Source organism: Gottfriedia acidiceleris (assembly GCF_002128425.1).
Taxonomy (GTDB): Bacteria; Bacillota; Bacilli; order Bacillales; family Bacillaceae_G; genus Gottfriedia; species Gottfriedia acidiceleris.
This window is the reverse complement of sequence record NZ_NESS01000025.1, coordinates 14,844-27,669: the sequence shown is the minus strand read 5'-3', so window position 1 is coordinate 27,669 and position 12,826 is coordinate 14,844. Positions and strand designations below refer to the sequence as shown.

15 protein-coding genes are annotated in these 12,826 nt (G+C 33.0%); 5 read left to right on the top strand and 10 right to left on the bottom strand.

What is annotated here, in order from left to right:
* The first annotated feature begins 430 nt into the window (after window positions 1–430).
* Entirely contained in the window at window positions 431–952 is a 522-nt protein-coding gene (locus B6K90_RS22515) for a phosphatidylglycerophosphatase A family protein (protein WP_088014953.1), read from the top strand.
* 103 nt (window positions 953–1,055) lie between these two features.
* Here B6K90_RS22515 and B6K90_RS22510 read toward each other — a convergent pair whose 3' ends face one another.
* Together B6K90_RS22510 and B6K90_RS22505 are read right to left on the bottom strand one after the other, a co-directional pair.
* Window positions 1,056–1,826, bottom strand: a complete 771-nt coding sequence (locus tag B6K90_RS22510) for a TIGR01457 family HAD-type hydrolase (protein ID WP_088014952.1) — start codon at window positions 1,824–1,826, stop codon at window positions 1,056–1,058.
* Window positions 1,827–1,840: 14 nt separating this feature from the next.
* On the bottom strand, window positions 1,841–2,290 hold the full coding sequence (locus tag B6K90_RS22505) for a DUF86 domain-containing protein (protein ID WP_088014951.1): 450 nt from the start codon (window positions 2,288–2,290) through the stop codon (window positions 1,841–1,843).
* A gap of 148 nt (window positions 2,291–2,438) precedes the next feature.
* Between B6K90_RS22505 and glpX the strand changes: the two genes are divergently transcribed.
* Window positions 2,439–3,407 (top strand): class II fructose-bisphosphatase, encoded by a 969-nt coding sequence (gene glpX / locus B6K90_RS22500; RefSeq protein ID WP_088014950.1) that lies wholly within the window; start codon window positions 2,439–2,441, stop codon window positions 3,405–3,407.
* Window positions 3,408–3,420: 13 nt separating this feature from the next.
* Window positions 3,421–3,690: a DUF3055 domain-containing protein gene (locus B6K90_RS22495; protein ID WP_088014949.1), complete on the top strand. Its 270-nt coding sequence runs from the start codon at window positions 3,421–3,423 to the stop codon at window positions 3,688–3,690.
* 276 nt (window positions 3,691–3,966) lie between these two features.
* On the opposite strand, the gene B6K90_RS22490 is transcribed toward B6K90_RS22495, so the two are convergent.
* Entirely contained in the window at window positions 3,967–4,242 is a 276-nt protein-coding gene (locus tag B6K90_RS22490; protein ID WP_056468720.1) for a YutD family protein, read from the bottom strand.
* Between the two features lie 91 nt (window positions 4,243–4,333).
* On the opposite strand from B6K90_RS22490, the gene B6K90_RS22485 reads away from it, so the two are divergent.
* Window positions 4,334–4,945, top strand: coding sequence for a YhcN/YlaJ family sporulation lipoprotein (locus B6K90_RS22485; RefSeq protein ID WP_088014948.1), 612 nt, complete (start codon window positions 4,334–4,336; stop codon window positions 4,943–4,945).
* 38 nt (window positions 4,946–4,983) lie between these two features.
* Here the strand turns inward: B6K90_RS22485 and lipA are convergent, their stop codons facing one another.
* Window positions 4,984–5,868, bottom strand: a complete 885-nt coding sequence (lipA, locus tag B6K90_RS22480; RefSeq protein WP_088014947.1) for a lipoyl synthase — start codon at window positions 5,866–5,868, stop codon at window positions 4,984–4,986.
* Window positions 5,869–6,054: 186 nt separating this feature from the next.
* Between lipA and B6K90_RS22475 the strand changes: the two genes are divergently transcribed.
* Window positions 6,055–7,044, top strand: coding sequence for a M23 family metallopeptidase (locus tag B6K90_RS22475; protein WP_088014946.1), 990 nt, complete (start codon window positions 6,055–6,057; stop codon window positions 7,042–7,044).
* Window positions 7,045–7,162: 118 nt separating this feature from the next.
* Here B6K90_RS22475 and yunB read toward each other — a convergent pair whose 3' ends face one another.
* From yunB to B6K90_RS22445, 6 genes are all read right to left on the bottom strand, one after another.
* Window positions 7,163–7,990 carry a sporulation protein YunB gene (yunB, locus tag B6K90_RS22470; RefSeq protein WP_167555471.1) on the bottom strand — a complete coding sequence of 276 codons (828 nt, stop codon included), beginning with the start codon at window positions 7,988–7,990 and terminating at the stop codon, window positions 7,163–7,165.
* Between the two features lie 165 nt (window positions 7,991–8,155).
* Entirely contained in the window at window positions 8,156–9,259 is a 1,104-nt protein-coding gene (locus tag B6K90_RS22465; RefSeq protein ID WP_167555470.1) for an HD-GYP domain-containing protein, read from the bottom strand.
* A 129-nt stretch (window positions 9,260–9,388) separates the two neighbouring features.
* A complete protein-coding gene (locus B6K90_RS22460) occupies window positions 9,389–9,691 on the bottom strand; it encodes a YunC family protein (protein WP_088014943.1) in 303 nt (100 codons plus the stop codon).
* Window positions 9,692–9,763: 72 nt separating this feature from the next.
* On the bottom strand, window positions 9,764–11,167 hold the full coding sequence (locus tag B6K90_RS22455; RefSeq protein WP_088014942.1) for a bifunctional metallophosphatase/5'-nucleotidase: 1,404 nt from the start codon (window positions 11,165–11,167) through the stop codon (window positions 9,764–9,766).
* An 18-nt stretch (window positions 11,168–11,185) separates the two neighbouring features.
* Entirely contained in the window at window positions 11,186–12,007 is an 822-nt protein-coding gene (locus B6K90_RS22450; RefSeq protein WP_088014954.1) for a sulfite exporter TauE/SafE family protein, read from the bottom strand.
* 128 nt (window positions 12,008–12,135) lie between these two features.
* Window positions 12,136–12,660 (bottom strand): DinB family protein, encoded by a 525-nt coding sequence (locus B6K90_RS22445; protein WP_088014941.1) that lies wholly within the window; start codon window positions 12,658–12,660, stop codon window positions 12,136–12,138.
* Between the last annotated feature and the right edge of the window lie 166 nt (window positions 12,661–12,826).

Here is a 12,826-nt window from a genome sequence, read left to right as displayed (position 1 = left end):
CCCGACAAGCATAAGACAAAGGCCAAGAAAAGTTGCTTTTTACTTTTATTGGACTTTGAATTATGACCTCGAGGGGCTACCCGCTGGAACTAGACATCATGAAATGTGGAAGCGGGTTGATCAGCCCCGACAAGCATAAGACAAAGGCCAAGAAAAGTTGCGGAGGGTTAATCGTCGGAACTGGACTTCACAAAAATATAGGGCAAGTGGAACAACGAATAAGACATAGGTAATAAATTAGATGTCTTAATAATTTTTTACTATGTATTAACTTTTTTTATAAAGGGGAATTAAGTTCGATATCGAATCATATATAATTAATCCTCTTATTTCTTAAAATAATTTATAGTAAAAGTTTTACTTATTTTATGAATTTCATTTTAGTTATTTTTATAGTAATTAAATCAATCGATAAGGAAAAGGTGATGTAATGGAATATTTAAATCACGATTTAGAAAAGACTGCATTATCGTTATTAGAAAAAAGAGGTGTTACTCTCGATGACATTGCTGACCTAGTTTACTTTTTACAAAGTAAATATCATGATAATCTATCCAAAGACGAGTGTAAACACAATGTTCAGAGAGTCTTGACAAAGCGTGAGATACAAAATGCCATCATTACTGGTATTGAATTAGATATTTTGGCAGAGCAAGATAAACTACAGGAACCTTTGTTGGCTATTATCAAAAAAGATGAAGGGCTTTATGGAATTGATGAAATAATTGCCTTATCGATCGTAAATGTTTATGGGTCAATTGGATTCACGAATTATGGTTACATCGATAAATTAAAACCAGGAATTTTAGAAAGATTAAATGATAAATCAACAGGCTTAGTAAATACATTTTTAGATGATATTGTTGGAGCAATTGCAGCTGCTGCATCTAGCCGACTTGCTCATCGTGCCGCACATAAAAAGGCTGATCAAATTAAAGCTGAAAATGAATAAAAAAGAGTGGTCTCAAGACAATTTATGTTTGAGACCACTTTTTTATTTAAATAACACAAAAAAACCACAAGTAATTTTCTAGAGGGTTTCCCCATCTTTTCTCTTAAATATGTTTAATCCACTCTTCTAATGAGTCAACTGAATAAGTTGGCTGCGTTTCGTAATTTGATAACATATCCCTTGTCGTTACACCAGTATGAACAATTAAAGTATCAACACCAGTATTAATCCCAGCCATAATGTCTGTATCATAATAATCACCAATCATTAACGTATCCTCTTTAGCAACACCAAGAACTTTTAATGCTTGTTCCATAATAATTGATTCAGGTTTTCCAATAAAAATTGGTTTTACTGTAGTAGATACTGCTATTACAGATGTTAATGAACCATTACCTGGTAATAATCCTCTTTCAGTCGGAATTGCTATGTCGCCATTAGTAGAAATAAATGTCGCGCCATTTCTTACAGCTATACAAGCCTTTGCTAGTTTCTCATAATTAATGCTTCGGTCTAAACCACTAATTACAAAATCAGGATTTTCATCTGTAATTTTTAATCCAACTTCTTCTAAGGCATATTGTAAGCCCTCTTCACCTATCATATAAACAGTAGCATCTGCCTTTTGTTCTTTTATGTAATTTGCTGTGGCATTACTTGTTGTAAAAACCTGTTCTTTTGTAGTTGGTATATTAAAGGAATTAAGTTTATCAGCAACTTGTTCTGGTCTACGTGTAGAATTATTCGTCACAAAAAGATATGGAATATTTTTTTCCTTCAGAGCCTTTATAAAAAGACTCGCTTCCTCAATTTGCTCCTCACCACGATACATAGTTCCATCTAGATCGATTAAGTATCCTTTATATTGTTTCATATTGCCACTCCTTACTATTTTTCCTCATCACTACTAAACGCATTAATTACTCCTAGTTCCTTATCAAGAAAAGCTTGTACCGCAACCGGGAATTCCTTATATGCTTCGATATTTTCGCTTAATGTCATCACTATTTTTTCTGTAATTGAAGATGTGTAGTCTTGTAATAAATGTTTTCGAATTGGAATTAATTTTTTTATTGATTCTCCAATTGAAGCAGTAATAACTTTTTCATCCATGAGAATATCAATAATGTCATCATAACTACCTGGGTCCCTCATTATAAAGCCATCAATCATTGTATTTCCAATATCTAACATACTGTCTATCAAAAGATGTGTCATTCTTTCCAAAGCTAATTCTTCCGTTTTATTTTTTGGATGGCTGTATGACGCATAAAATTCAAACATTGAATTTATTATTTCAATTCGATCTAATATGTTTTGACGATTTACAAAGTACATATGTACACTTCCTTCTCAATTCTATCTTCTACATTTTATGGACTTATATTTATTTTATAGCTAAATTCGAAAAAAATCGACAAATGAAAGCGTTTCTTACCGATTTTTGTTATATTATATAGGTGAATATTTTTGGGGGGTTGGACTTTTGGAGCGTGAATTAGCACTTGAGATTGTAAGAGTTACTGAAGCAGCTGCCCTTGCCTCTGCGCATTGGATGGGACGCGGTAAGAAAAATGAAGCAGATGACGCTGCTACTTCTGCAATGCGTTCAATGTTTGATTCAGTCAATATGGCAGGTACTGTAGTAATTGGTGAAGGTGAACTCGATGAGGCACCAATGCTATATATAGGTGAAAAATTAGGAACTGGTAATGGACCTGAAGTAGACATTGCAGTCGATCCTCTAGAAGGAACTAATATCCTTGCAAAAGGCCATGCAAATGCAATGGCAGTAATTGCAATTTCTGATAAAGGTAACTTATTACATGCACCTGACATGTATATGGAAAAAATAGCTGTAGGTCCTCGTGCTGCTGGAAAAATATCATTAGATGATCCAATTGAAAAAACGATCGATATTATTGCAGAAGCAAACAATAAACGTGTACGTGATTTAACGGTAATTGTCCAAGAACGTCCTCGTCATGAAGAAATCATTGAACGAATTCGTGAAAAAGGTGCTCGGGTTAAATTATTTGGTGATGGAGATGTTGGTGCTGTTATTGCAACAGCATTACCTCAAACAGGAATCGATCTCTTTGTCGGTACTGGAGGTGCACCAGAAGGCGTTATAGCCGCTGCAGCGATAAAGGCCCTTGGCGGTGACATGCAAGCTCGTTTAGTACCAATGAATAAAGAAGAAGAACAACGTTGTATGAATATGGGTCTTAATAACCCAAGACAATTATTAACTTTAAATGATTTAGTAAAAGGTGACGATGCAATTTTTGCTGCTACAGGAGTTACTTCAGGTGAATTACTTGAAGGGGTTACTTTCTTAGGTGGAGACTTAGTCGAAACTCATTCAATTGTTATGAGAAGTAAAACAAAAACTGTGCGACATATTAAAGCTCATCACCATTTAGGATACAAGCCAAATCTTATTTTAGTATAATGGAGGAATAAAAATGTCAGATCGTTTTTTCTTATATGATGACACTATTCAAGCAAAAACTCGTTTTGTAAGCTTTATGGGAGAAGAGCAAAGACATGATCTTGCTTTAGTCTATTCTGATCGTCATTATGGCAAAGTAATCATAATGGATATGCAAAGTAATCGATTTGCAATTATTGGTTCAGATGATTTAAAAGAAGAAGGTTACTTAGAGTTTGCTTTCGGTATTTCTGAAGAAAAGGCTGCAGAATTATTAGATTTTCTAAGTGAAATTATTTTCTAAGTTTTTCATTCCTGTGGATAAATAATTTATTTTTACAAAATAATCTGAAAAATAGTGGATAACTAAAAAGTTGTCCACTATTTTTGTGATTAAGTCTTGAGTTATGCACATTTTTGTTGAAAAATTCAAACTTATCCACAAGGTTTTTATTGTTTCAAAAAATCAAAAAATATTTTATCCACATACTTTGCTCATGCTAAAGATCAATCATCTTCCTTAAAATTCATAGCGCCGCACCCTTTCAAGAACAAAAAAATGATGGGTTTCCCCATCATTTTAATTTTTTACTTTTTTAACTACAAAATATTTACATCCAAAATTACAATACTCATAAATATATTCACGTAATGTACTTATTTTTGAATCATATGGAACATTTTTTTGAGAATCATCAAAAAAACCTCTAAGTCTTAGTTGCTCATAGCCCCAATCCCCTACAATGTAATCATACTTTGAAAGGATTTCAGCATATCTCGCTTTAAAGGCTTCTTCATTGAATCCTTCACGGTAATCTTCAACTACTTCATAGCAAATATTCTGTATGCAAACCAATTTGTATTCTCCTTCCTTTTACTCCCATAAATATGTAACCAATATTTTTGGCATACTAATTTTACATTGATTATTAAAAGGTGGTATTAATATGCGTAAATATTTAGTTTGTTTAGTAACCTTATTTTTATTAACAGGATGTTCATTTGGTCCAAGTCATTCGAGACAGTTCGAATATAAAAACGTAACATATAAAAATGAACATCGAACAAATCCAACACCTAAACAATTAAATACAAAGCCGATGGAAACAGGTGATGTAAATGCTAAAATGTCAAATAACTCTTACAAAGATTATGGCTTTTCTAGACTACAAAAGCAAGATGTTTTAGGTAAAGATGGTGAATACACATTAACAATTGATAAACAAGAAGTGTCAAAATTCATTTCTTATTTAGTTGTAAAGCTTCCTGATATAGACGATGCAGCTACACTAGTTACAGACCAAGAAGTACTAATTGCTTATAAATCAGATGGTGATAAAGCACTAGCTAGAAAACAGGTTGAAAAAACTGCTCAATCTGCACTTCCTAGTTATTATCATATCTATACTTCAAATTCAATACAAAATATAAATAACATCGAGGACCTAAATAAATATGGTCAGCTTAATGATGGACAATTAGAGCAACAGATAAAAGATTTAGCTGAAGGTTTTGATGTGGATAAACAAAGCATGCATTTTGATCAAATTTCAAAATAATAATCAATAAAAGCACTAGCTTAAGCTAGTGCTTTTTATTATGCTTGTTTAGCAGCTTCTACTTGTTCGTCAGCATGATATGATGAACGAACTAAAGGACCAGCCTCACAATGTGAGAAACCTTTTCCTAAAGCAATTTCTTTAAGTGCTGCAAACTCGTCAGGAGTATAGTATTTTTTTACAGATAAATGAGTTTTTGTTGGTTGTAAATATTGACCTAATGTAATGATATTTACACCTGCTGCACGTAAATCATCCATTGCTTCGTAAATTTGTTCATTTGTTTCACCTAACCCAAGCATGATACTTGATTTTGTAGGGATGCTAGGGTTAATTTCTTTTGCTCTACGTAAAAATTCAAGTGATCTTTCATACGTTGCTCTTGCACGAACACGTGGAGTTAACTCTCTAACTGTTTCAATATTATGATTCATAATATCTGGTTTTGCATCCATTAGCATTTTAAGGTTTTCAAATTTCCCACCCATATCAGATGGTAAAACTTCAATTGTAGTAAATGGATTTGCTTTTCTAACTTCTCTAACAGTTTCTGCAAATACTGCTGCTCCACCATCTCTTAAGTCATCACGAGCAACCGCTGTAATTACTACGTGCTTTAAGTTCATTTGTGTTACTGATTCAGCAACACGAACTGGTTCTTGTAGATCAAGTTCAGTCGGTAAACCAGTTTTAACTGCACAAAAACGACATGCACGAGTACAAACCGCACCTAAAATCATAAATGTAGCTGTTTTTCTAACTGCCCAGCATTCATGGATATTTGGACAACGAGCTTCTTCACAAACAGTGTGAAGATTTTTTGATCGCATCATTTTCTTTAATTCTGTGTAAGATTCATTTGTATTTAGCTTTATTTTTAGCCACTCAGGCTTTCTCAAATATTCTTCTTTTTTTGATGCCATTTGAAATTCCTCCAACGTTTATTCGTTTACGACATATTTCATTTTTTCTTCCAATAGTATATATATTACTACATTTTTCGCGGATATGAAAAACTTTCGTTCGATTATCTCGATTATCCCTATAATTTCCATTTATGAAAGTCGCTCCTTTAACCAAACTATATATGTAAATCAATTTAAAGGATGATGGTTTTGAAAAAAATAATTGTACTTTTTTGTATGGTGGTTATCTTCATTATGCCATCATTTACAAATGCAGAAGAAATTGATCAAGCTCAGCTTAATAAAGAACGAATGGCCTTATATAAAAAAGGTGAAACGCTAACCTTTATACCTTGGTATTACTTTGCTGCTATAGATACATATGAACGAAATGTACGAAGCGTAAGGAACGATATACCAAAACGGGATAATGGAGTCCTTTCAATATATATTAAACCAGAAGATTGGAGCGGGTTATCAAATCCAGTTAAGAAAGACACATACGCTCCTACGATCCATTTATTCAGCGGAATTGGTTTAGATGGAAATAGTGATGGAAAAGCGTCCTTAGAAGACGATGAGGATATTCTGTACACCTTCATTCATCGATTACATTTCTATGGGCCATCTAGGCAATATATTCGAATGATGCTATGGGATTACTACCAAAGAGCAATAACTGTTGATATTATCGATGAATATGCTAGTTTGTATCAATATTACGGAAAATTAAATATAGAAGGAAATGCCTTCCCATTACCAATCCGCAGTACACATAGTTATCGAAGTACATGGGGTGCACCTCGAAGCTTTGGTGGGCGAAGAGTTCATGAAGGTACTGATATATTTGCAAATTACGGTACTCCAGTAAGGTCTACATGCTATGGCATTATTGAGACAAAGGGCTGGAATCGAATTGGAGGATGGAGAATCGGAATTCGGGACTTAAATAATAATTATCATTACTACGCTCATCTAGGCGGCTTTAATAAAGACATTCAAAGAGGGCAAGTAGTAGAGCCAGGAACACTCATCGGATATGTTGGAAGTACTGGCTATGGACCTCCAGGAACATCTGGAAAGTTCCCTCCGCATTTACACTATGGCATTTACAAAGACAATGGTTACTCAGAGTGGTCTTTTGATCCTTATCCGAAATTACGTCTTTGGGAACGTCAGGATAGAAGCAAATAAAAAAACACACGCAATTGACGAGCCTTTAGTCAAAGACAATGGCGAAATTGAATGTGAAATAAAAAAAGCAGACTAATTTTATTGAAGTTAGTCTGCTCTATTTTTAAATTTATTTTTTTCATTTTGTTGTTGACGGAGTTTGTGGAGATGTTTGTTGAGTATTTGGAGTAAATGGAATATAACTAGGAACTTCTCCATCTATAATTTCAGTAGCAATTGGCACTTGTACCTTCACCTTTGTTGACTTTGTACTAAACGGGATAATTACATTCATATTTACTTCTACATTCATAATAATTTCAACTACAGAATTATCAAATCCAAATGGCTTAACTTCCTGTGTAACATTAGCCACTGCATCACCGACTACAGAAAAGCGAACTGGTATAGTAGGTCCTAATTTTCCTAAAAGGACTGTATTTGTAACGACCCCAATAGGTACTTTTAAATAAAACCCATCATTATCCGTCTTCATTTTCTTCATTTCTGCTTTCGATAAAGATAAAAATGATATATCCCCATTTTCAACTCTACGTATATTTTCTTCAACATGCTGAGTAGTAGAACCAATTATTTTATTGATTAAATATGTATTCGTACTTATTACAGCCTTACCATTTTCATCTACATCTCGAATGATAATATCCTGCCCTTGTAGCTCCTTAGACGCAGATTCATATGCTTCATTTATGACTAAAGATGCGATTCGTCTTGTTTGTTTCTCAGAATATTTTAAAATCGTTGGAGAGAAAATTTTATCAATTTCCCAAAAGGCATATAAAGAAAACAATAATAGGACAATACTAATAACTACATATTTATTTGGAAGTATATTACGAATTGATTGGGTTATTTGAATTGAACTAGTTTTAAATCCGCCAAAAGATCTTCTTTTTGAAACAAAAAATTTATTTTTTGGAACACGTCTGTACTTAAATCTTTTCATCGTATCCATGCCCCCTTACTAATGGGTATGCATGTCATTGCCTGTTCATTCATATTGTATTTATACACTTGCCAACAGCTACGTCGAGTTTACTTTTCCGTCTCCAATTATTTCTTAACGTGTAGAAAAGATGCCCCAGTAATTTCACTAGAAACATCTCACTTATTAATAAACGCTTTGTTTTATTATTTGATCACACTCGATAATCTTTAAATTTAACTCATTATAAAGATTCACTTCATAAGGAATACTTAGCTTTCTTCCGTTATCCTCAATTATCTGAACAACTGGACGATCTGTAGAAGCATCATTTTGCCTTAAAACAATTCCCCGTCTTCCATCACTCAATTTTATGATTAATCCTGTTGGATAAATGGTTAGTAGATCGCTGAATATAGTGATTAATTTAGCATCAAAGAATTTATTACTTCCACTAATTAATAATTTTAATCCTTCATGCGGGAGCATTGCTTGTCGATAAACTCGATTTGAAGTAACAGCATCAAAATAGTCGGCAATCCCAATAATCTTTGAAAAAAGATGCATTTCCTTATCAAATATTCCTTTTGGATAGCCGCTCCCATTGATCCTTTCATGATGCTGTAATGCACAGTCCGCAACAACCGGATGAATAGTAGGCACTTGTCGTAGTATATCGTAACCAGCAATTGTATGTTGTTTAATGAGCGTATATTCATCTTCAGTTAAACTGTCCTGTTTATTTAAAATCTTTTTTGGTATTGCCATCTTCCCCACATCATGTAAAAGTGCACCTAGTCCAAGTAAGTTAAGCTGACTCTTACTTAAATCTAATTGCGTTCCAATTCCTAAAGAATAAATAGCTACATTCAGTGAATGTGTAAAAATATACTCATCATATAGTAATACGTCAGTCAATAAAGATAACACGTCTTTATGCTGCCATAACTCTACTAGCAGTGAGTGTATAGTTTCTTTTAGCTTAGATAAGGTTTTTTCTAACGATAGCCGTCTTAAATAAAGATCTTCTCTAATTAATTTGACAAAAGCATCTTCTATTGTTTTTGTGATTTCAATGCGAAGTTCGTCTGAAATTACAGTCTCCTCTGTTAAGCATTCTTGTAATTGAGCATGTACTAAAACAAATGGAACGGCTAATTTATGTAGTCGCTTAATCATCTCTTCTGTTAAAGGAGTATTTGCATTAACGGTCATTTTTCCATGTTCATTATAAACTGGTATTCTTAAGATCATGCCTGGAACAAGTGTTGAAGTTTCAACAACTCTCATCGTTTTCTCCTTGAACAATTTTTTAATTAAATATATGGTCATTCATAACAGTTAATACGTTGTAATAATTTATTTTTTAAGACTTTCATTTTACACAGCAAAGCCACTAAAAAAATTTAGTGGCTTTATTTATATCATCTTTAATAATGCGTCTCTTCCAATCATTCCTTTTTGAATACCTAACTTTTCTGCTTCAACAGTAATGGATTCTAAAGGCGCATTTAATAATTCTTCTATTGTTTTTACACCAACTGCTCGACCTGCAATAATTTGACGATCGCTCAATCTTTCATTCAATAAAGATACATCCAATGCTCCGCACATAATATATCCCTTGTCATTCATAACGACCAATAATGTAGTTTTTGGAAGTAAAACAGTAACAGCATTAAATGTATGATTATCTATTTTAATTGGGTTTAAATTGATCAAGTTCAACGCTCCTTTCTCATTCTAAAATATGAGAAAAAAACAAAAGTGCAACCTGTCTAGTCTTGATAAATTTTATACACCTTTTAATGCCCAAAATAACACATCACGAATAAATTCAGGCATAAAAAATCTTTTATGCCCAGCATCACGAATGGTAGGAATTAAATGGCCAAACGTAAATAAATCCAAAGTTCCGATCGAATAAATTCGATTTAAATCTAACATTTCTCTATTAATAAATAGATTTTCTTGATAAAAATTCTTTTTCTTTTCCTTATTAACAATCGTGATTCCATCATAAACCATTTTTCCGATCACTTTCCCTCTAAATCCAAAACCCTTCATCTTTAAATGAGTCAACTCTTTTTCTTCACAACGATTTAAAACATCTAGTAATTCCTTACCAGACAAATTAACGACACAAGGATTAATAGGATGTGGGCAAATTCGATGAATGTCACCCTTAGTAACAAGTCCATGCGTTAAGCCTTCAAGTAAAATACCCGAATTTAGAATACTGATATCTGATTTCGTCCATTGGCGAAGTGCACTTGCTAATAATTTCGGTAATGGACTATCTTTAAACCAATTCACATCCATGTTAACCGGTAGTTGTGTCACTGGTTCGCTTAAAATTTCTTCACTTAATCTCATTAAATTAGCTAACATGAATTTCGTCACTTCATCTTGGTGATATTTAGGGACTGTATGTACTTCAGTAACTGATGCTTCAGTATTGATTATACTTTTCGTCTCTTTATTTACAGTAATTAAAACTTCGCCTAAATAGTTACCGTGTTTACCTGTTCCACAAAGTAAAGTTTCACCAGCATACTCTCCATTTGGAAATAAATGATGAGTATGTGCTCCTAAGATAATGTCGACTCCTGAAAATTGTTCAGCGATTCTCTGGTCGTCTCTCATACCTAAGTGAGAAAGTATAATGACAATGTCTGATTGCGCTTTGACAATTGGAAGGATGTTATTTAACATTTCAAACGGATCTTTAATACTCCATCCTAAAGTTTCATAAAATACAGGATAAGCGACTGTTAATCCAATTACTCCTAACTTTACTCCATTTATTTCATATATTTCAAAAGGCTTGCTAAAACTTTGTGTACCTTCACCTGAAATGGTTAAATTACCAATTAATACATCAAACTTTGCATCTTCGTAAAGATTTAATAACTCCCCTTTTGATAAAGTAATTCCTTCGTTATTTCCGATTGTAATGGCATCAAATCCTGCATCATTTAAAAGTTCCACATTGCCCTTTCCTAAAGTAGCCTCCGAAATTGGATGAAATCGATCAACGAAATCCCCAATATCAAAAGTAAGTGTGGCTTCACCTTTTCCTTTGGCTAACTCTCTTTTAGACTTCAACATACCGACAATTGTTGGCCACGTTTCAAAGTGACTGTGAATGTCATTTGTATGGAACAACCGAATATTTATAGTTTGATTTGTTTCCATTGTTCCACCATCCTTTTTTTAAATATTTTCTATAATTAATTTTATGCCGTAAAACAACACGACTAACCTTAAAATTAATGCAATTGTTTCAGTTTTTAATTTTTGATTAATATACGCCCCAATTTTCCCACCAAACCATGCACCAGGAATAAGTAAAAGAATGTAATAGAAATTTACTTCTCCTAAAGTTATATACGAAATTGAGCTTCCAAGAGTCGTAAACATAACGACAAACATTGAAGTCGCTACAGCTAATTGAGGTGGAAAACCAAATAAAAACGCCATCATTGGTACTAATAATATTCCTCCACCAATTCCAAACAATCCTGAGATAATCCCGATACAAATAGACAATGAAATGGCCAATGGAAGACGATAACTATATGTATATGCCTCACCTTCATCATTTGTATATGTTCGTATAATACCTCTATGTACTTCCTTTGATTTTTTATTTAATTTTGAAGAGACAAAAAGAAAGACTGATATACAGATTAAAAATATACCAAAAAATAAAGTAAACCGCTCTGTATTTAAAAGCGAATTGATGTATGTACCTAGTAAGCTACCAGGAATACTGCCTATTAAAAACAAAATACCACTCTTATAATCAATTCGTTTTTGCTTATGATATGAAAGGGTGGATGAAAGCGAAGAAAAAACAATTGTAATCAGTGAAGTCCCAACTGCAACGTGAATTGGTACAGTCGAAAAAGCGGATAAAAAGTGGTCAATATTTAGGAGCATTGGAACAATGATAATTCCTCCACCTAATCCAATCAATGATCCGACTGTTCCTGCAGCAAGTCCTATACTGATGAGTATAAGAATTTGTAGAATGATATCCAACCTAAATTTCTCTCCTTTATAAATACAGAAAAAATCTATTTTCTTTATGTTTTAAATAATAGTTTAACATAAAAAAACTCGGAATTCCCCGAGTATGAATAAATCCTTTATAACGTTGGCTATTTCTTTAATATACTTAAATTTGCAATCCAAGGTCCTACGTCAGTTTTGTATCTTTTTGCCATCACTCTTGTAATTTGTGTTACATGTGTTAGATCATGTACGACCCAAGTAGATAATAATTCTCTTAATTTAACAGGACCAAAATCAGGATGAATCCCTTCTAATTCCAGATGGTTAGTCGGATCTACTAATAATTGTAGTTTATTAATATTTTCCGTTCTTAAATACTTAAATTCAAGCAGTCTTTCTTCTATTGATTTTTCATGTTTTTCATTTAAATGCGAAAAACGATCGAATGGCGGGAAATGGTTGTTTCCTTCTTTGTTAAGCATGCAGTTCAACCTTGGAATCCAATTTGTTTTTTCACACTCAATTAGATGGTCAATTACTTCAGAAGCACTCCAAGTTCCTTCACCTTCATTGCAATGTAACCAAGATTCTGATAAACCCGATAAAAAGGACTCTAATGATTTCGTTGTTCTTTCTAAAATTTCGATAGCTTCTTTAAGGTTAAAATTCATAAAAAAATCCTCCCCACACCTTGATAAAAAACACTAAGACAGCTTCTCATGAACCTGCAAGTTAAATTTTACCATAAATATGAACTCTAATTTAATTAAGCAGCTTAATTTTATCTAAACAAAAAATAAAAGTTAGCCATCTATTAAAATCTTCAACTGTAGGAAC